Below are 19,204 nucleotides of genomic sequence, written 5' to 3'. Positions count from 1 at the left end.
GCAGATGGCAAAAATTTCACAGTCTCCTTGTGGCAGACGCAAGTTGCGATCGCGCCCGACTAAGGGTCTGGCGCGGAGTTTGACAACAGACATTGCTACTTGACGCTAGCGAGGCCGCCCAGGTTAAATTTTGACAGCCAAGCTTCGCGATCGCTAGCGGTAAAAGAGGGATCGCGGGATTGAACTTTCACCTGATAGCGATTTGCCACTAAAACAGCAGTGATGTTAGCGCCCTGATTGACGGCGGGATAGCCGCCAATTTTCTTGGTACTTTGCTGGAATTTCGATCCGGCGCTGGGGTTGCCGGCGATGTCGTTAATCGAAAGCATCGCGACATTTTTACCGCCTTTGTTCAGCTTAGCTTCAGCAAAACCGGTTTTTTCTTGAGCAAAAACGCGATCGAATCCGCCGCCGGATGACGGGAAGTATTTATTTAACTTGCCACCTGCAACTGCCTTCTTCGGCAGGTTGGGATTTTGAGCCGTTGATTTGTCAGCAGTTGTCTGCTTGGTTTTAGCAGATTTTTGGGTGCTTTCCTGCTGGGCTTTGTCCCAGCGGGAGGGGGGCTGATTCTGACCGCAGGAAGTCACTAACAGCAGTACCGAGATCAGGAATGGAGCTAAGATTCGGCGTGCGGGGGGAAATTGCATCGCTGTCTCCTCATTAGTAGGTTTCCATCACAATTGTGGCTCATTAGTTGCCACTTTGTCTTCCCCGATCGGGTAATTTGTGTTTTTTGTAAAAAAATCCTCTGCCTGTAGGCAGAGGATTTTTTAGCAATTGCGACTTTTGAAGGAAGAAGAAAGATTGCTCCACAGATAAGTTCTGGGGATGGGGTAAAGAAACTAAGTTTTCTAATTGCGAGCAATCTCAAAACAATTTCCGCTGATTTTCCCGAGATTTATCTAGAGATTTCAGAGCAATTGTTCGTCAATCGTGTTAATTCGGGCTTCCAACTTAGGTCTTGCTTTTTGGGTAAAGCTCAGGCGTCGCTTTCAATGTAGATAAACAACAAACCCATTACCACAACCGGCATCAGCCAGGTAATTACGGGAATCAAAATCCAAGGCAAGAAAGAAGCAGCGTAGGAACCTGTCATATCAAATTCTCCAAACTAAAGTTAGTGTGTGGCAACAGGGATATTTGGAAGTCGAGTCTAATTGTTGACTAAACCCCGGAAAATGGCATCAACGCCCTTAAAGTTTTCGAGTAAGAAGTAGGCAGCAAAGACACCGCTCATCCCGCCAATAAAGAAACCAGCAGTAAGCTGACTCCAGCCTTCAGCATTTCTGAGGGCATCGGGAGTCATCGGATTAGCGCTGGGGTAGCTGGTGTTGTCTTGCTTGAAAGAGACCAAACCGTAGGCAGACATACCTAGGGTGCCGAGCAAAACTAAGACGAGGGCTGTAATTAGTCCACCGAGATTAGCTGCTTCTGGATAATCCCGCAGCGGGCCGAAGACGATTTCGGGGCCCACCAGGAAATAACCGTGTGCCAAACCGATTTCTAAACCTCGAACTAGGGGCGAGAGTCCTTTGCGGTAGGCGGGCAAGTTCCCAATAAATGCTTTGGTGAAATCAGAAGCACTGATGGGAGTTGCGAGATGACCCGTGAAGGGGTCGCCGTTAAAGGGTTTAATTAGCTCTGCATCTCTGGGATCGGCCATATTCTCTTTTTCCTCGCTGTGCGTAAAAATTGAGGCGTTCAAGTCATATTTTACGCAGGGACGTGTTTCCTATTTGCATAATTGGCACTGAGCTTTAGAAAAGTTCACTATTCTTTAGTTTTCGGAAGAATTTTTCTTTTGTCTCTTATACCAGAAAACAAGTCGATCGGGCGACACTCCGAGCAAATAAGCGATAATTACTATTTGATTGATGGCGGTGGTTTTGACGATCCCAAGCTGCTGCCAGCGGCGGGCGGATGTCACCACGGGCTGGGGTACTATTTCGATGCAGCCTTGTTTTTTCAATCGGCGCACGAATTCAAAGTCTTCCATGAGGGGCAAGTCGGGAAAGCCGCCGATTTTGTCAAAGGTAGCTGAAGAGAGGAAAATGGCTTGGTCGCCGTAGGGCATTTGCAGAAAGCGCGATCGCCAGTTTACCCCTATTTCTACCAGCCGCAGACACAGGCTGCGGGCATCAATCTTGAGTGCGTAAGCTCCCGCTACTGCGGACGGTTTCGCTAGTGCCAGGCGCGCGCCAGAGTCGTACCCGGGAGGCAAATGAGTGTCTGCGTGGAGAAACAGCAGGATATCTCCAGTAGCTGCTGCTGCACCTGCATTCATTTGAGCAGCGCGGCCTGGGGCGGTGGAGATGACTCGCACGCCCAAAGATGTGGCTATTTCTGCTGTACCGTCGCTGCTGCCGCCGTCGGCGACAATTATTTCGATATTTTTGGCTTTTTGGGCGGTGGAGATGACTGAGGCAATTGTAGATGCTTCGTTTAAGACTGGAATGATAATGGAAATTTTCAGATGGGGATTTTGTGACAGCATACAAAATTCAGCAGCCCCTGAGTGAGAGGGCAGGTTTTGTACAAAGCTTATCTGTTATTTCAATACGTAGCGACAGTTTCATGGCTTACACATGGGGGATAGAAACCCGGTTTATACGAGTTTTGCGACGATGAACGAGAAATATAGGAAGAAACCGGGTTTCTGGGGTTGTGAGTGCGATCGCCCTCCGCTTGCGTTTATATTTCCTAATCTGAAACCATTGATTTTTATGAGACTTATTGCATCAATCTTTGATTAATAGATCGACCGCAGATATAAGGCAGATAAACACAGATTAACGCAGATAGTTTCAAAATAGTTTTTGGCTTTTTCTCGCGCCTGCGACTATTGTCGCAAGCGCTGTCTAACCGCTGCATTTGGTTAGACAAATACAATTACTATATTATGACGTTGTGGTTTCACAATCAAGTGTTTTTTATGAGTTATATATGACAATTTTTAATAACTTAAATCGGTTAAATAGAGTTTAGTTATTTCAAAATACTAATATCTAAACCGAGCAAATCCTCCGGTAGATCGATATCTGCAAGAGTGGGAAGATAAGCAATATTCAGGTCGAGGTTTTGGGCGATCGCCCGCGTAGCAGCAAAGACTTCACTGGTTCCCCAGTTAATCCCGTCGAACAATTCCGGTATCGCTCTGCACAGCCCGATCAGATAATAACCGCCGTCTTTGGCCGGGCCCAAAACTAAATCGTGCTGGCTGAGTTTGTCAAAAGCTTGTGCCATGATTTCTGCTTTCAGATCGGGACAATCAGTCCCGATAATTGCAGCTTTGTCAACCCCTGAATTAAAAGAGTTTTGAAACGCTGCTGTCATTTTTGCGCCCAAATCGCCCTCTATTTGATTTTGATAAATAATATCAGTTCCCAACCAGTCTTGCATCAGTTGCTGGCTGCCGCCTGTGTAGTGAATTTCTACTGATAATCGGCGGGAGTTTTGGAGAGAAAGCGCGCGGGCGATCGCCTTTTGGGCCATCAAGCGGTGCAGGTTGGCAGCGCCTGCTTTTCCCAGCACCGGAATTAGTCGAGTTTTGGTTGTTCCAGGTTCGGGATATCGCGTGAAAACAATCAGTTTTTCGGAAATCATACTATTTGAGATTTGAGATTTGGGAAGGATTTATGAGTTAAGGATTTGGAGCTGGTGTGCCAACTCCAAAACCGCTGGCGCACTCTTACTTGAATTGCCTCAGTCTTTGATACAAGAGGAAACGGCAGATGAACGCACCTTAACCTGATAATTTCTAGATGGGAGAGCGGATGGTGGAAAATGGAGTCTGTAAGTCATAGCGTGTCCCGTTAATTCCCCGTACTTAAAAAGGTTTGTAGTGAGGACTTTAGTTTTTTTATGGATGTGGACTAAAGTCCTCACTACAAGCCGAACTGACAATTATTTATTGGTTATTAGCTCATTTCTAGCATTCGCTGGATGGGTTGCAATGCGGCTAGTCGCAGCTCTTGGGACATCGTAATTTCGGGGGTTTGATTTTTCATAGCTAGATACAATTTTTCCAAGGTATTTAATCTCATGTGCGGGCATTCGTTGCAAGCACAAGTATTATTGTTCGGAGGAGCGGGAATAAAGCGTTTGTGAGGTGTTTGCTTTTGCATTTGGTGAATAATTCCCGGTTCAGTCGCGACAATAAAAGCTTGGCTGGAACTGGATTGAGAATATTTGAGCAAAGCGGTGGTAGATCCGATATAATTCGCGTGGCGAAGTACGGGAGGTTCGCATTCTGGATGAGCGATGATTTCGGCTTCGGGATTTTCAATTTTAAGTTGAACTATCTTTTTTTCTGAGAAGTTTTCGTGCACAATGCAGGCTCCTTGCCAGAGTTCCATGTGTCTACCGCTTTGTTCGATGACGTAGCGGCCTAGATTGCGATCGGGCCCAAAAATAATCGGCTGATTTTCGGGAATTTGCTGGACAATTTTGACGGCGTTGGAGCTGGTGCAAATTATGTCGCTCATTGCCTTAATTTCAGCGGTACAGTTAATGTAGGAAATGACTATATGTTCTGGGCGATCGGCTTTGAAAGCTGCAAAGGCTTCGGGAGGGCAACTGTCGGCGAGGGAGCAACCTGCATTTAAGTCTGGCAGCAATACTAATTTGTCGGGATTCAGGATTTTTGCGGTTTCTGCCATGAAATGAACTCCGGCAAAAACTATGACATCGGCGCTGGTGTTGGCGGCTTTGCGGGCAAGCTCTAGGGAGTCGCCAATGAAGTCTGCGATGTCTTGAATGTCGGAGTCTTGATAGTAGTGGGCGAGAATGACGGCGTTTAACTCTTGTTTGAGGGCGTTAATTGCTGCAAACAAGTCGTCGGGCAGTCTGGTTTGAGTAAAATTCGGAGCTGGTGCGGTGGTAAACACAGTTAGAATATTCCGGGGAAGGTGACGGCTGGATTCAAGTGTATTTTGAATTATAGTTGAATTCACCAAAAACGGTGGTAAGCGGGTGGTTGGGTTGAACTAATCGAAAATCTAAAATCTAAAATCTAAAATTGCCAGGGGGAGAGTGCAAAAATTGGTCGCTGTTTCTTATGCTGATAATAAGAAGGGGCTAGGGATCGATCGCACATAACAAATCAAATGAACAAAGCTAAATCTATCAAAATTGCGGTGGTGGGGGACGTTCACGATCAGTGGGAACCCGAAGACAGCGAGGCGCTGAAGCATCTGGGCGTTGACTTGGTGCTGTTTGTGGGGGATTTTGGGAATGAGTCGATAGAGGTGGTGCGGGCGATATCCCAATTGGACATACCCAAAGCAGCGGTGTTTGGGAACCATGACGCTTGGTACACGGCGACGGAGTGGGGCCGCAGTCAGTGCCCTTACGATCGCACTCTTGAGAATCGAGTCAAACAGCAGTTAGATTTAATGGGAGAAGCCCACGTCGGTTACGGGAAGCGGGATTTTCCCGAATTGGGCGTAACGGTGGTGGGAAGCCGCCCGTTTACTTGGGGGGGTTCGGAGTGGAGGTACAACGATTTTTACTCGGAGTGGTTTGGGGTAGAGAGTTTTGAGGAGTCGGCCAGGCGCATTGCAGAAGCTGCGGCGGATGCGGACTGCGAAAATGTGATTTTTTTGGGTCACACGGGCCCGAAGGGGCTGGGAGAGGCTCCTGAAGACCTCTGCGGCCGAGATTGGAAGCCGCTGGGAGGGGATTGGGGCGACCCGGATTTTGCTGAGGCGATCGATCGAACTCGGAGTTCTGGCAAGCAGATACCTCTGGTAACTTTTGGTCATATGCACCACAAACTGCGACACACGAAGCAGGACTTGCGGAAGTCGCTGGAGGTGAGTGGGGAGGGTACGGTGTATTTGAATGCGGCCAGCGTACCGCGCATTGTGGAGAGAGAGTGCGAGAAATTGCGGAATTTTTCGATCGTCCTGCTAGAAAATGGAGCAGTGTCGGAAGTGTCTCTGGTTTGGCTGGGGGAAGATTTCGCGGTGCAAAGAGAACAAATTCTTTATCGGCGCGCTGAATCTGCGGCTATTTGTAGTTAGTGGCAATTGCTGGTATGATAAAATATATGCGCCTGGAGAGGTGGCAGAGTGGTCGAATGCGCCTGACTTGAAATCAGGTGAACCGCAAGGTTCCGTGGGTTCAAATCCCACCCTCTCCGTTTTTGAGAAAATGCCTAATTTGTGGGCGATCGCAACTTGGTCAGACACACCTGATTTCAATTGACAGCCGTAAAGGCCGAGAGTCGATCGCTCAAACTCCCCTCCACTCAAATAACTCCAATTGCTGGAACTCTCTTAGGGTTCCCAGGCTCACCCACTAACGCGGATGATTTTCCCTGTCTTCCAAACTATTGTGAGGCAGAGTAAAATCACATTTATGCCAACGTGGCGATTCATAACACTTATGCTGGCCTCCGAAGAGTCTCAGTTTGTCTATGACCCACCGCAGCCTAGCAGAAGTAGCGGTCTTAATCGCGTTCATTGTATGGGGGATTATGTTTTATCGAAATCAACAAAATCTAACCCAATGAACAAACTTTTCCGCCTGATTTTGATATTGCTGAGTGCGTTGATTGCGATCGCAATCAACATCAATGGCAGTGCAAGCCAACTCGACTTGGATGATAGGATCGATCGCTTCATCACAAGTCAAATGAAGACTCATCACATTCCTGGTTTGGCACTCGCGATTACTCACAATAACCAAGTGTTGCACGTTAAGGGATACAGTACAGCAAACAACGAGCGACCTGTTACAGCACAGACCCAATTCTTGATTGCTTCGGTGAGCAAATCGTTTACCGCAATTGCAGTGATGCAGCTAGTTGAAGCGGGACAAATTAATCTGGATTCACCCGTGCAAACTTATCTACCAGAATTCACCCTAGCCGCTCCAGCGAGCGCTGCCAAAATTACCATTCGTCATCTCCTCAATCAAGTGAGTGGTTTATCTGACGTAGGCTTTCCTGAGTTGCAGCTTTCTCAAGCAACAACAATTGGCGATCGCATTACTAGCCTTAGTCAAGCACGTCCCGTTGCGTTACCAGGCGCTCAGTTCCACTATTTCAATCCCAATTACGAAGTGTTGGCGCAAGTTGTTGAAGTGGTGAGTCAACAGCCATTCTCAGCCTACTTACAAACGCATATTTTTACACCTCTTCAGATGTCGCGGACGCTCAATGCAACTACAAGTGCTGACGCATTCCAAGGTTCTACCAACATGGCACAAGGACATCTGATGGGATTTGGACTTCCCTTCGCATATCCAGAAATGTCTGGTTATCTGAGCGGCAGTAGCGGGATCATTTCAACCGCAGAGGACATGGCAAATTATCTAATCTTCCAAACCAACAGTGGACAATTTAAACAGACAAAATTGCTTTCCCAAAGTAGTGTGGCGCTGATGCACACTCCACCCAAAACCATCGGTAGTTCCTATGGCATGGGTTGGTTTAAGGGCAGCGAGAACGGGGAACCAGCGATCGAACACAATGGAATTTTGTCTACGTTCTATACGGAGGTTGTGCTGTTGCCGAAGGAAAAGTATGGAATTGCACTACTTTACAACATCAGTGCGTCGCCGTTAATTGCAATGGCATTTCCGCAAATCAAAACTGGACTGATTCAATTACTAAAGGATGAGCAGCCTGCCGCAGGTGGGTTCTCAATAACCTTGTGGGGTATAGCGATCGCACTGTTAATGTTTATAGGTGTAATGCTGGCAATCCGCAGTTTGCTTTACTTACCGCAATGGAGACAGGCGATTCGTAGAACTCCAGGGTGGCGTGTCTGGTTAGGGATTGGCTGCACATTCTTGCCAGCGTTTTTCCTACTCGTATTGCCTTGGATATTCGCCTTGGTGTCCGATCGATTCTTTGGATATGTACTTCTGTTTCGATCTATGCTCGATCTAATGCTTTGGCTGAGTGTGTGTGCGGTTTTGGGCGTAGTAAATGGAATTGCACGTTTGATAGTTCTGGCTCGTTTCAATGGATCAGAGTATTAGAAAAGCAAAATTATCTATTCAATCTCACGTCAATTTCACAATCCAAAATAAATTATTTTATCCCTCTTCTGTCACTTTCGGGATTAAAGAAGTAAGAAATAAGCCCAGATTAAGCAGAAGAATAAAAGGGTGGGAATTGATTCATTGCATCAATTAAATGCTTAAACCCCAGCAGTAAATTAGAATTAGGGGATATTTCCCGCCCAGTATAAATACACCAAAATACAAGGATGGGTTGGATAAATAAACTAAAATTATTCAACGTCTTCTTCCATCCACTTTGTTGATTCCATTCTTGATGATCCGAGAAATTAGCCTAAGTATTATTGGGATTATATTGAGTTATCTCGCAATACGGTTCACTTAAGACCGATCCCCCCTAACCCCCCTTAAAAAGGGGGGGACAAGAAAGCTCTCAAAGTCCCCCTTGCTTTCGGGGGATTTAGGGGGATCTCCGGGGCATAAATAGTGTTGTTAAGTGAACCGTATTGAGTTATATCGCATAGATTTAAGGAGAAAAAATCTGGGGAATTTAAACTAATCATTGTGTAAACACAAAAAATAATTGACCACCACTTTTCAATATCCTGTTTTGAGAGGTTGCTTTTTCAAGACTGGCATCTTCAGAAGCAAGACTAAAATTAGCTAGACCTCCTTTTAGATGTTCGTCTGCACCAAGAGAACTTGTCGAAGCTACTTGACCCCCATTCAAAGTAAGTGCTTCTGTTTCCGAAAGCATTTCTGTCGGTGTTGATGCCACCTCCTCAGGAGCCACCAGCGCCAGCATACCCTCGTAATAAAGAATACTTGCTTTTAGTTGTACAGCTTTCGCCTGTACATCAGCAAGTTCTGACTTCTGCTGGTCAAAATTTGCTCTTTGAGCCATTAGACGTGCTGTTCGCGTAACACAACATCCTGTGGCATAGCTCCTAAAACTCTCTCTGCTTCTGAGAAGATAAAACAACAAAACAAATTAGGGAAGCAAAACATAGAAAAAAATGCAAAACTCAACCTATCTCTAAATGACATAACATACTGCTGCTAGTTCTCAAGAAAAAAAACACCCCCGCAGGGGTGCTGTTGCTTACCAGGTAATATTTCTAGCCAACTGACTCACCTCAAGCGGTTTCATCATCCGCCGGGTCGCCGTAGGGGTCTTCGCTGGCGGGGGTCAGGTTGTCGAAGTCTCCAGCATCCGCTACGTAGGAGTCGGCGGGGTCGCCGTAGGGGTCTTCGCTGGCGGGGGTGAGGTTGCCGAAGTCTCCGGCATCAGCTACGTAGGAATCAGCGGGGTCGCCGTAGGGGTCTTCGCTGGCCGGGCGGGCGTTAGCGAAATCTCCATAGCCGGCGGGGTCGCCGTAGGGGTCTTCGCTGGCGGGGCGGGCGTTGTCGAACTGTCCGGGATTTGGGCGATCGTCATAATTGGCATCAGGATCGACTTCCTCGCTGTCTGGCCCGACGATCGCATCTTTTAACTTCCGCAAAAATCCGTCTACCATGATAAAGTTCCTCTGTTTTATGTGGTGAAAAACTGCTGTTTTAGATTGGGGATACCAGATTTAATTAAAAATCTCCAACAGGCAATCTAAAATTCTTTAATTACTGTGCCGGAACAGGACTTGTAGCTTCCGGCACGCCTGTCAAGTCTCGGCCGGTAGTTTGGTTGTTGTACCCCTTGAAATCGCGGTAACGCTCTGCCTCAGCCTCCGGCACCTTAATTCCTTCAGGCGGGGCCGTTACCCAGTGAGGGCGATTCTGGGCATCGCGGTAGTAGACGCGACCATTTTTAGAAAGGTAATATTTTCCCTGCGGCCCTTGTTCTTGCTTGTTTTGGTGCTGGCGGTAGAGGTAATAAAGGGCTGCTGCTCCCGCTAAAGTAATTCCTACTTTTTGAGTATTGCTCAATCCTTTTTTTGCTTCCGGCGTAGGAGTAGCGCGATTAGTTTGAACTGATCCAGCGCGAGTGTCGTCCACTGGAGGCGGGGGAGTGGAACTTTGCTTAGAACCGCAAGCACTCAAAAACGGAAAGGTCAGCAGCGTTGTCAGCAGCAGAGCCATGAAGCGCGATCTTTTGGGTTCGAGTTTGATTGTGTTCATTACCGCTCCGAATTGTCTGGATTACAGGTAGGGTATGTTCTAACGAGGTTGAGGAACCTGGGCTGCTGCCAACCGTTGTGTAAGTAAATGAATTACTCAAAGCAATTTGTTTGACACAAAAGTAGTTGCTGAGAACTTATCAACAGCGCAGGTATGATATTACCTTTCTATTCAATCATCCTCAAATCTGTCTAAGATTGGCTCATTCCAGGGATATAAATAAAGTTTATTTTATTTCAGTCTGGAGGTATATGCAAAGGCGCAGCCTCGGGTAAAAATAAAGTTTTTTTGTGGACGGCTGAAAGCGAAGTGAAGCAGAGAAGGGGGCGCAGGGCGAAACTCACTCTCAGCCATCGCAAGGGAAACAAGGCGGGATTTATCAATTCAGGGCTGTTTAATTGCACCCGAGTGATTGTCTGAGCTAGCGGCAATTTTGTTGTAAAAATTCAGGAGATGCCGATCGCACTGCTGTATTAATAATTAACCGATAGAGAAAGCCGCCGAAGCTTTGCGGATATTTATGCAATTAAAAAATTTAGTTACTGCTGGATTGTCGATCGCCCTTTTATTCGCTGCCACCAAATACATACCTGATTTAAACCAGCAAAACCAAGTCAAGCAATTGCTAGAGACCAAACAGTGTCCCGAATGCAATCTCAGCAATGTCAACTTAAAGGGAATGGACTTGCAAGGATTTAACTTGCAGGGAGCCAACCTAGAAGGTGCTAACTTATCAGGAGCAAAATTGGCGAATGCCAACCTCAAAAATGCCAACTTGAATAAAGCCAACCTGACAGGATCTGATTTAGGCTGTAGCGGCATAAGCTTCAATGTTGATACTAATGGTCAAGCAGCTAATAGGGATTTTAAAGTCAGTGCTGTTCCCGAAAAAAATAACCCAGAAAATGCAGTGGTTGGTTTCAACATGAAATCAACAGATCGAGGAACCACAATGCGTTTCAACCTCCCAGGCTGCGCCGATTTCGAGAATGCTAAATTGCAGGAGACTAAAATGCCCGATGGCAGCATTCACCCTTAATTACAGCACATTAGTTCAGTTCGATCGTTCGGAATGCGAGTCCTTTGGCTGGGGTGAAGAAGGACTAAAGTCCTCACTACGAACCAAGATTTAATTGTTAACCTTTGTTGAGTCCAAACAAAAAACCGCCGCCTGTTATTCAGGGGGCGGTTTTTTTAACCAATTAACTGCTGCCTAAAATTAGTGAGCAGAACCGTTACCGTGATACTTGTCACTATCGTAGAATCCGTTTTTTGTGCCGAAGAACAAACAGCAAACGGTAAAAACTCCTGTCAACACTGCTAAAACTAACTTAACGTCCATAATTGACTGTCTCCTGTTGAATGAGTGCAAATACTCAGATTGTAGAATCTTTTTGGCTGGCGCGGCCATCTACCAGCGTAGCGCCTGATTTGCTGGGCTGTACTCTGGTGCGGCAGTTTCCCGACGGGGAGACGATTCGGGGAATGATTGTGGAAACAGAAGCTTATGCGCCGGGAGATCCTGCTTGTCACGCTTACCGACAACGCACTCTTCGCAATCAGGCGATGTTTGGGGCTGCGGGTATCAGCTACGTTTACTTAATTTACGGGATGTATCACTGTTTTAACGTGGTGACGGATGCAGAGGGGGTTGCTAGTGCTGTGCTGATTCGAGCTTTGCAGCTAGATGCGCCTCCGAAAGGGTTGGCTGGAATTCCCGAAAAAAAGCAGTTGCGCCTCGCCGCCGGGCCTGGGAAGCTGTGTAAGGTGCTGGAGATCGATCGAACTTTCAGCGGTTTTCCCTTAGATGCCAGCCAACCGCTGCGGTTGGAACACCGGAGCGAGCAATTTCAGCAAGCCGTGGAGGAAGGTACAATAAATTTTGTGCAAACTACGCGGATCGGGATTACTAAAGGGATTGATTTGCCTTGGCGTTGGTATATGGGGAACTGTACGGCAGTGTCACAACTCTAGTAATCTCAAAGGTGTCAGTGTAAATTTTATCGCTTATCTTCGTGAAATTATGGCTTACTCTTCTGAAAACCCGATCGTACAACTCAAAAAATGTCTGATGCTAGCTCAGGATGTTGGGAGTCACGCCGAAGCGAACCGCGCCTTCGAGCAATTGTGCGCGATTATAGATGCTGAAAATCCGATGGCGGCGCAACTTTTGGAGATGCTGTGGGAAGACACGATTCTGGCCAGGCGATCGGCTTTATTTTGGCAGCAAATGAGCGATGTTGAGAAAGATATGGCTAATAGAATGATGGAAAATATGACGCAGATGCGGCAAAATTATTTGCGGTTGATGCAAGAAATGTAGGAATTGGGTAACTGGTAATTGGTAATTGGTAATTGCCGGACTTTGCCAACAGGTGTATGGTGCGTCAGCGCTAATATTTGACACTGCTAAAACAGTTTTTTTCTGACGCACCCTACCATAAATCCTGCTAGGTGTAGGGTGCGTCAGCGCAGATATTTGACACTGCTAAAACAGTTTTTTTCTGACGCACCTTACCATCAATTCTGCTAGGTGTAGGGTGCGTCAGCGCAGATATTTGACACTGCTAAAACAGTTTTTTTCTGACGCACCTTACCATCAATTCTTCTATTTCATCAAAGCAGCGCCGCGGTTGTAAAGTTCCCGGGCGTAATCAGTCCAAGTTCCCTGTCCCCAATAGCGGAAACAGCTTGTTTGCAGCAGCAAATTGTAAAGCAAAGCTTGCTGGTATTCAAACTGCTTGGTAACAGAAGCATCTTGCTGTACCAGCCGATCGTACTTTTGGTGAAATGCGGCGCTGAGTTGATTCATGGGTTCTAAGACGTTTTCGTAGCCTTTCACCCAACTCAAATCGTTAGTCCAAGAAGCACCATCCATGTGAAAATTGTGGTCTGTTTGCTTAATTTGGCCGATCGCACTTTCCACTTTTTCCGGCGTAGCACTATCTGGATCGACTTGCTGCCAAATTTTGTGCTGATTAATCCCCTGACAAACAGGATAATCATCAGGATTAACACCCGCCGCCTCAATTATCTCCAAATATTCAGTGCCATTTAAACCGACTACACCGGATTTTCCGCCACCTTGTTCGCGGTTTTCGTGCCAAGCTTTAACAAAGGCGCTGGGAAATTCATTCATCATCACGCCGCCATTTTCGCCATCAGCAATTTGAGTCACCAAAGAAGGAACCATAACATTGCCAATTTGCTGTTTATTGCGGCCTTTCGCTTCGTAATAAGGCTGCATTTGACCGACCAATTTTGTATCGGAACCTTGGGTTTTAATCAAAGCCGTGATACTGATTGTTTCACCACGAGAATTGCGGGCAACTAAACGATTAGGAATGTATTTTTGGTCTTGCGACAATCCCGAACCGTCGAGAGTTTCCACAGAATGTTCTTGCACCATCAGCCAGCGATAGCCGCATTCTTTCAAAGCTTTGATGTATTCGTAAAGTGTATCGGGATGATTGGGGAAGTGCATCTCTGGAGGCGAAAAACCTTTAACTCGCTTCAAGGCATCCAAGCCAAAAATTGCCGCGAAATGATGTTGCCATGCTTGAATTTGCAGTTTAATGTCGGGAATGGGAGTTGAGGGAATGACGGCGTGACTCCACATTGTCCCCAGCCATTCTACGTGGGGTTGATATTGAGGTTCGCAGGTAATTCGTTTGAGATTGTTGAGGACATCATCGCGTCCCATTTGGCGCAATCCCCACAATAAATTACCCGAATAGTCGAGCATGATTCGCGGGTTGCAGCCTTCGGAAATCAATTGGGGAATGAATTCGCCCATGCGGGAATAGCACCAAGCAAAGACTCCGGCATTGTGGTTGTCTCCTTGGTTGGGATTTTCAAACATATTCTGGAGATTGCAGATTAGTTCGCCGTTTGCACCTGCTGGAATTGTTGGCTGGTGCATATGCAGGGCGCAGGCAAATCCGGCTTGAATGTTTTCGAGGCGCAGATTTGTCCTAGGTAAAAAGACTGGTTCGTTCGTATTTGCTGCGGCACTGATTTCTGCTTCGGAACCGCAAATGTTGGGCAATCCCGATTGGATTTCTTCTAAAACGGGTGGATTGGGGGATGGTGCGATCGCAGACATAAGTTTTTCTCGCATAATTGTAGAGCGGCATTGTCTGCTATTCCTAAGATAGCTAGATGATTTAACAGTAGCAGAGTCGTGCAAAATCTGGGATGTATCGCAATCCTATTTCATTTGTGAATGAGATTGATTTAACTAAGGATCGCAAATTAAATAATTTACACAAGTTTGTGGGATGGGCGTCCCGCCCGTTCTTTATGGACGGGCGGGACGCCCATCCCACAAGAATAATAAAGATTGTAAGTTATTTAATTCTCATTCCTAAGTGCTTGCATAGCGCAGAGGAAGTGAAGACAGATCAAGAGAGTAGTTGTAGAAGGTTACAGGGAATTGTGCGATCGATCTTCGCAACAAGACTATACAAACGGCGAGTTGCCTCTTTCCTCAGCAGGACACGGCAGTGCCCTGTCCTGCTGCTGTATTTTAAAGTACACGGCAGTGCCGTGTCCCTACCTGTATTTTAAGTATTTTCCCTGTATTCCCAATGGCCGGCTTGCTTATCTGCCGAGAAATCATATACTTTGTCAAGTTAAGAAAATATTTTTTTGATTCATCCAGGAGCAAGCAAAAAAAATGTACATCGTACAAATTGCCTCGGAGTGCGCCCCCGTCATCAAAGCAGGGGGTTTGGGGGACGTAGTTTATGGTTTGAGTCGGGAGTTGCAGAATTCCGGCCACGCCGTCGAGATTATTCTGCCCAAATACGACTGCATGAGGTACGACCACATTTGGGGGCTGCACGATGCCTATCGGGACTTAGCGGTGCCCTGGTACGGCGGCGAAATCCTATGCGATGTCTACTGCGGCTGGGCTCACGGGGTGTTGTGTTTTTTCATAGAACCTCGATCGCAAGATAACTTTTTTAACCGCGGCTGTTATTACGGTTGCAATGATGACAATATGCGGTTTGCATTTTTCAGCAAAGCTGCTTTAGAATTTTTGCTCAGAAGTAACAAGCGCCCGGATGTGATTCACTGTCACGATTGGCAAACTGGTTTGGTTCCAGTCATGCTGTTTGAAATTTACAAATACAATTGGATGGAAAATCAGCGAGTCTGCTATACCATTCACAATTTCAAACATCAAGGCATGGGCGGCAGCGAGGTTTTGCAAGCAACGGGTTTGAATCGAGATGATTATTATTTTCAGTACGATCGCCTCCAAGACAACTTTAACCCTTTTGCCATCAACTTTATGAAAGGGGGCATTGTGTACTCGAACTTTGTCACCACGGTTTCGCCGCACCATGCTTGGGAAGCTCACCTGGGCGAGTTCGGCTACGGTTTGGGCCACACTTTGCATATATATCAAGACAAGTTTCGCGGGGTGCTCAACGGCATCGATTACGGTGTGTGGAATCCCGAGAGCGATCGCTATATTCCGCAACACTACACTGCGGAGGATTTGGCAGGAAAAGCCGAAACTAAACAAGCTTTGCGCGATCGGCTTTTCCTGCGCGATGCTGACAAGCCTATTATTACCTTTATCGGTCGTTTGGACGACCAAAAAGGCGTTCATCTCGTCCACCACGCAATTTATTACTCTCTGAGCAAAGGCGCGCAATTCGTGCTTTTGGGTTCGGCGACGGAAGCGGGAATTAACGCACATTTCCAGCACGAAAAACAGTTTTTAAATGACAATCCAGACTGCCATTTGGAACTCGGTTTTAATGAGGAACTGTCGCACTTAATTTACGCGGGTGGGGATATCATTGTGGTTCCGAGCAATTACGAACCCTGCGGGCTGACTCAGATGATCGGGTTGAGGTACGGTACTGTTCCTGTGGTGCGGGGTGTGGGCGGTTTGGTGAATACTGTGTTCGATCGCGATTACGACACCAGCCACACCCCCCAAGAGCGCAACGGCTATGTATTTTACCAAAGCGACTACTGCGCTTTAGAGTCGGCGCTCGATCGCGCGCTCGGATTGTGGTATGACTACCATGACGACTTTGAAAAACTCATGGTTCAAGGCATGAATTGTGACAATTCTTGGAAATATCCAGCCAAAGACTATGTGGAAATTTACGAGCTAATTCGACACAAATAATCAGTAGGGCGCGCACACCAGCAGGTTACTAACTGTAGGGTGCTGGTGGTGTGTGCACCTTACCCGTATGTAGGGTGCAATGAAAAAAAAATATTGCAATATTATCTATTTTTATGAATGTATTTTTGATATCTGTTAGCTCGGTCTATGCCTGGAAGCGGGGTTACTTGGGGCGCAGTTTGGTAATGGCAAATGCCAATTATTTAGAACTGCCTACAGATACGCTGAGTTCTCAGTCTTGGTGGCAAGATGAGGTAAACTATCAAGTAGCAGTGACTCAGGACACGCACATAAAAACTTGTGTTTTTGGAGATTCGATTACTGCGATGCTGGGCAATACTCTGGGTGATAATTCTTTCAATTTTGCGATCGGCGGGATGAGCGCGATTTCTCAGTTGGAACAGCTCAATTTGTTAACTGCTGCTAGAGTAAGGTGCGACCTTGCGATTATTGCTCTGGGTACAAATGATGCTATTTACAGAACTATGGACGGGAAATTTATGAAAAATATGCAGCAAGTAATCGGGATTCTTAAAAATAATCTGGGGGCGAAACAGGTGGTTTTGCTTCCGGCTTTTTACTCGACTGTTGAGGCGAGCCGCGATGTCAGTGTTGCTGCTCCTATTCCGAGAGTTGATAAGTTTAATCAGTTGATTCGTCAAGTTGCGGTTGCTCAAAGTTTATCTGTTGATGACGCAGCCGTGCAGCCGTTATTTGAGGGCAAAGCTTTGAAGGCTAATTTGACTTCGGATGGCGTGCACCTCAATCTCGATGGTAAAAAAATATATCGTGAAGCTTTGTTAAAAATAGTGGCTGATTTCGATCTAAAAAATTAGAGTATATTAAGATTGAAATAATTCCGGTTTTTCAAAAGTTTGGGGCAACAAGCAAGATGCGAGTTCCACGAGAAATAATGCCTATTTTAAAATAAAAAATGTCTGTTTTAAAATAAAAAATGTCTTTTGTGGAACAGGCCAGAAAGCCTGTTGCCGAATATTCGTATAAGATGTTAATTAAAATCAAATAAATCATAAATATGGATTTTCCCAGAGCGCGACAACTGTTTTATCAAGAAATCAATCAGCCGGATGGCTCGATCGATCTGGCGAAAGCTGCGCTGTACTTGGCTTGGGAAGAATACCCGAATTTAGATCCCCAGGAGTATCTCAACGCTCTCGATACGATCGCAGATCGAGTGCGCGATCGCCTGCCGGTACAGAATTATCCGCTGCGGATCATTCAAACGCTCAACCGCTATCTGTACGACGATTTGCAGTTTACGGGGAATGATGCTGATTATTACGATCCCCGCAATAGCTTTTTGAATCAAGTGATCGATCGCCGCACGGGGATTCCGATATCTTTGTCTTTGGTTTATTTGGAGGTTGCTAAGCGCATTGATTTTCCGATGGTGGGAATTGGGATGCCGGGACATTTTTTAATTAGACCGGATTTTGAGGATGCTGGGATTTTTGTTGATGCGTTTAACGGCGGCGAAATATTATTTCCTGACGATTGTCAAGGGAGACTTTCTCAAATTTACGGTCAACCGATGGAGTTGTTGCCGGCTTTTCTCGCCCCGGTAAGTCGCCGGCAGTTGTTGGGGCGAATGCTGGCAAATCTGAAGGCGATTTATTTGCAACAGCGGGATGCTTTGAGGGTACTGGGGGCGATCGAACGGATTTTGCTGCTGTTTCCTGATGCGTTGGAGGAAAGGCGCGATCGCGGAATTCTCTATTATCAACTGGGGCGGTTGGCCGAGGCGCGCCACGATTTGGAAACCTACCTGAGAAATGCTCCGAATGCTGAGGATGCTGCGGCAATTCGCCTATTACTCGAAAGGCTCGATGGGAACTAAACTTAAATTCGCGATTGTTAGCCAAGCCCTCGCAGACGATCGCACACTACAACACGCGAAAGCGACAATCACTAAACTGTTGCCCGACCCTAAAATGTCGCTTTTATAAGTTTTGCAAAGCTATATAAAATGTCACATATCCTAACGTAACATATAAATTATCAATTAACACCTATCTTTTGATGGGTTAAATTTGCTTGACATGACTGTAGAATAACTAGGTCATTTACGGAACTTCTAAGTCCACTTTTCCGACTGATACCTGCAAAGAAGATCGATCGAAACAGTATTTTGACGTAAAGAGGCATAAACTGATGAATTTTAAGTTTCAACAAGGTTATCTCAACGAAATGCGATCGCATTCAGCCCATTTTAGCAAAAAAATGTCAAACTCTTTATCATTAGGTTTGGCACTTTTGCTCTCGACAAGTGCAGTATTGCTGAGCAGTGGCAAAGCCTTTGCATTAGACAATGTTACCGTAAAATACGGTGCTGTTGACGTAACTTTACCGATGAGCGACTTGCAAAGCTTTGCACAAACGGGCAAAGCATCATCTCAACTGCAAAGCGTTTTGAGTCTGGCGAAACAAACTCCCGAATCGGTACGCGAAATATTAACGCGAGAAGTGCCTTTAGATCCCCAATTAGTATCGCGGCTGGCTAATACTTATTTTGGGGAAATTGTTTTCAAACAATTGGGCGAGGTTGCTTATACGCCCGCAACTCGGGCTCAAAGCGCGCCAGCCTTGCGCGATGCTTTAGTCGCAGCTTCCAAAGATGGCAAAGTATCGCTGATTGAAGTGATGCAAAATTACAGTCCTCCGGCTTTAGAAGTTGACGGGAATCAAGCTATGGCTATCTACCAGCGAGTGATTAAAGACCTGCAAGATTTGCAAGCTATGTATCAGAATTCCCCGGCTTTGCAAAGTACGGCAGGTCAAGCTATGAATTCGGCGAGACAAATGATTTGTCAGCCCAATTCCTCGGGAAGTGCGAAGTAAATAACTGAATTTGCTATTAATTGGGAATTGGGAATTGGGAATTGGGAATTGGTGCTTTCTTTTATTATTATATCTGAGTTTTCAGCTCTGACGATTAGCAAT

At 46.2% G+C, this 19,204-nt stretch carries 20 protein-coding genes, 1 tRNA gene and 1 pseudogene; 10 read left to right on the top strand and 12 right to left on the bottom strand.

Going from position 1 to position 19,204, the window contains the following annotated elements; genetic code table 11:
* Nucleotides 1–95 precede the first annotated feature (95 nt).
* From QUB68_RS20810 to nadA, 6 genes are all read right to left on the bottom strand, one after another.
* Nucleotides 96–650, bottom strand: a complete 555-nt coding sequence (locus QUB68_RS20810) for a hypothetical protein (protein WP_332995987.1) — start codon at nt 648–650, stop codon at nt 96–98.
* A gap of 332 nt (nt 651–982) precedes the next feature.
* The gene (locus QUB68_RS20805) at nt 983–1,099 is read right to left on the bottom strand and encodes a photosystem I reaction center subunit VIII (RefSeq protein ID WP_015174678.1); all 117 of its coding nucleotides are present in this window, start codon (nt 1,097–1,099) and stop codon (nt 983–985) included.
* A 57-nt stretch (nt 1,100–1,156) separates the two neighbouring features.
* A complete protein-coding gene (locus tag QUB68_RS20800) occupies nt 1,157–1,666 on the bottom strand; it encodes a photosystem I reaction center protein subunit XI (RefSeq protein ID WP_332995986.1) in 510 nt (169 codons plus the stop codon).
* Nucleotides 1,667–1,780: 114 nt separating this feature from the next.
* Nucleotides 1,781–2,497 carry a TIGR04283 family arsenosugar biosynthesis glycosyltransferase gene (locus tag QUB68_RS20795; protein ID WP_332995985.1) on the bottom strand — a complete coding sequence of 239 codons (717 nt, stop codon included), beginning with the start codon at nt 2,495–2,497 and terminating at the stop codon, nt 1,781–1,783.
* 491 nt (nt 2,498–2,988) lie between these two features.
* Complete coding sequence (locus tag QUB68_RS20790) at nt 2,989–3,606, bottom strand: TIGR04282 family arsenosugar biosynthesis glycosyltransferase (RefSeq protein WP_332995983.1); 618 nt, start codon at nt 3,604–3,606, stop codon at nt 2,989–2,991.
* Nucleotides 3,607–3,920: 314 nt separating this feature from the next.
* Nucleotides 3,921–4,889, bottom strand: a complete 969-nt coding sequence (nadA, locus tag QUB68_RS20785; RefSeq protein WP_332995981.1) for a quinolinate synthase NadA — start codon at nt 4,887–4,889, stop codon at nt 3,921–3,923.
* 219 nt (nt 4,890–5,108) lie between these two features.
* On the opposite strand from nadA, the gene QUB68_RS20780 reads away from it, so the two are divergent.
* The 3 genes from QUB68_RS20780 (at nt 5,109) to QUB68_RS20770 (ending at nt 7,992) form a co-directional block, all read left to right on the top strand.
* A complete protein-coding gene (locus QUB68_RS20780) occupies nt 5,109–6,026 on the top strand; it encodes a TIGR04168 family protein (protein ID WP_332995980.1) in 918 nt (305 codons plus the stop codon).
* Nucleotides 6,027–6,060: 34 nt separating this feature from the next.
* Nucleotides 6,061–6,145, top strand: a tRNA-Ser gene (locus QUB68_RS20775).
* A 368-nt stretch (nt 6,146–6,513) separates the two neighbouring features.
* A complete protein-coding gene (locus QUB68_RS20770; protein WP_332995979.1) occupies nt 6,514–7,992 on the top strand; it encodes a serine hydrolase domain-containing protein in 1,479 nt (492 codons plus the stop codon).
* A 109-nt stretch (nt 7,993–8,101) separates the two neighbouring features.
* On the opposite strand, the pseudogene QUB68_RS20765 reads toward QUB68_RS20770, so the two are convergent.
* The 4 genes and pseudogenes from QUB68_RS20765 to QUB68_RS20750 form a co-directional block, all read right to left on the bottom strand.
* Nucleotides 8,102–8,305 (bottom strand): annotated as a pseudogene (locus QUB68_RS20765) (IS701 family transposase); the annotation flags it as partial.
* Nucleotides 8,306–8,533: 228 nt separating this feature from the next.
* Nucleotides 8,534–8,878: a hypothetical protein gene (locus tag QUB68_RS20760; protein WP_332995978.1), complete on the bottom strand. Its 345-nt coding sequence runs from the start codon at nt 8,876–8,878 to the stop codon at nt 8,534–8,536.
* 232 nt (nt 8,879–9,110) lie between these two features.
* Entirely contained in the window at nt 9,111–9,491 is a 381-nt protein-coding gene (locus tag QUB68_RS20755) for a translation initiation factor (protein WP_332995976.1), read from the bottom strand.
* Nucleotides 9,492–9,591: 100 nt separating this feature from the next.
* Nucleotides 9,592–10,089, bottom strand: a complete 498-nt coding sequence (locus QUB68_RS20750) for a hypothetical protein (RefSeq protein ID WP_332995975.1) — start codon at nt 10,087–10,089, stop codon at nt 9,592–9,594.
* Nucleotides 10,090–10,609: 520 nt separating this feature from the next.
* Here QUB68_RS20750 and QUB68_RS20745 point away from each other — a divergent pair.
* Nucleotides 10,610–11,128 carry a pentapeptide repeat-containing protein gene (locus QUB68_RS20745; protein ID WP_332995973.1) on the top strand — a complete coding sequence of 173 codons (519 nt, stop codon included), beginning with the start codon at nt 10,610–10,612 and terminating at the stop codon, nt 11,126–11,128.
* 180 nt (nt 11,129–11,308) lie between these two features.
* On the opposite strand, the gene QUB68_RS20740 is transcribed toward QUB68_RS20745, so the two are convergent.
* Nucleotides 11,309–11,431 (bottom strand): hypothetical protein, encoded by a 123-nt coding sequence (locus QUB68_RS20740; RefSeq protein WP_332995971.1) that lies wholly within the window; start codon nt 11,429–11,431, stop codon nt 11,309–11,311.
* A gap of 20 nt (nt 11,432–11,451) precedes the next feature.
* Between QUB68_RS20740 and QUB68_RS20735 the strand changes: the two genes are divergently transcribed.
* Both QUB68_RS20735 and QUB68_RS20730 read left to right on the top strand, forming a co-directional pair.
* On the top strand, nt 11,452–12,063 hold the full coding sequence (locus tag QUB68_RS20735; RefSeq protein ID WP_332995969.1) for a DNA-3-methyladenine glycosylase: 612 nt from the start codon (nt 11,452–11,454) through the stop codon (nt 12,061–12,063).
* A 49-nt stretch (nt 12,064–12,112) separates the two neighbouring features.
* Nucleotides 12,113–12,412, top strand: coding sequence for a hypothetical protein (locus tag QUB68_RS20730; protein ID WP_332995967.1), 300 nt, complete (start codon nt 12,113–12,115; stop codon nt 12,410–12,412).
* A gap of 285 nt (nt 12,413–12,697) precedes the next feature.
* Here QUB68_RS20730 and QUB68_RS20725 read toward each other — a convergent pair whose 3' ends face one another.
* Nucleotides 12,698–14,194 carry a glycosyl hydrolase family 57 gene (locus QUB68_RS20725; protein WP_332996119.1) on the bottom strand — a complete coding sequence of 499 codons (1,497 nt, stop codon included), beginning with the start codon at nt 14,192–14,194 and terminating at the stop codon, nt 12,698–12,700.
* Nucleotides 14,195–14,767: 573 nt separating this feature from the next.
* On the opposite strand from QUB68_RS20725, the gene glgA reads away from it, so the two are divergent.
* The 4 genes from glgA to QUB68_RS20705 all read left to right on the top strand — a co-directional run bounded on the left by glgA (nt 14,768) and on the right by QUB68_RS20705 (nt 19,102).
* Complete coding sequence (glgA, locus tag QUB68_RS20720; protein WP_332995965.1) at nt 14,768–16,243, top strand: glycogen synthase GlgA; 1,476 nt, start codon at nt 14,768–14,770, stop codon at nt 16,241–16,243.
* A 113-nt stretch (nt 16,244–16,356) separates the two neighbouring features.
* Nucleotides 16,357–17,079, top strand: coding sequence for an SGNH/GDSL hydrolase family protein (locus tag QUB68_RS20715; RefSeq protein WP_332995963.1), 723 nt, complete (start codon nt 16,357–16,359; stop codon nt 17,077–17,079).
* A 200-nt stretch (nt 17,080–17,279) separates the two neighbouring features.
* On the top strand, nt 17,280–18,101 hold the full coding sequence (locus QUB68_RS20710) for a SirB1 family protein (RefSeq protein WP_332995961.1): 822 nt from the start codon (nt 17,280–17,282) through the stop codon (nt 18,099–18,101).
* Nucleotides 18,102–18,415: 314 nt separating this feature from the next.
* Complete coding sequence (locus QUB68_RS20705) at nt 18,416–19,102, top strand: alpha/beta hydrolase (protein ID WP_332995960.1); 687 nt, start codon at nt 18,416–18,418, stop codon at nt 19,100–19,102.
* Nucleotides 19,103–19,204 lie beyond the last annotated feature (102 nt).

The organism is Microcoleus sp. A006_D1 (assembly GCF_036702805.1).
Lineage (GTDB): Bacteria > Cyanobacteriota > Cyanobacteriia > Cyanobacteriales > Microcoleaceae > Microcoleus.
This window is presented reverse-complemented; position numbering and strand designations above follow the sequence as displayed.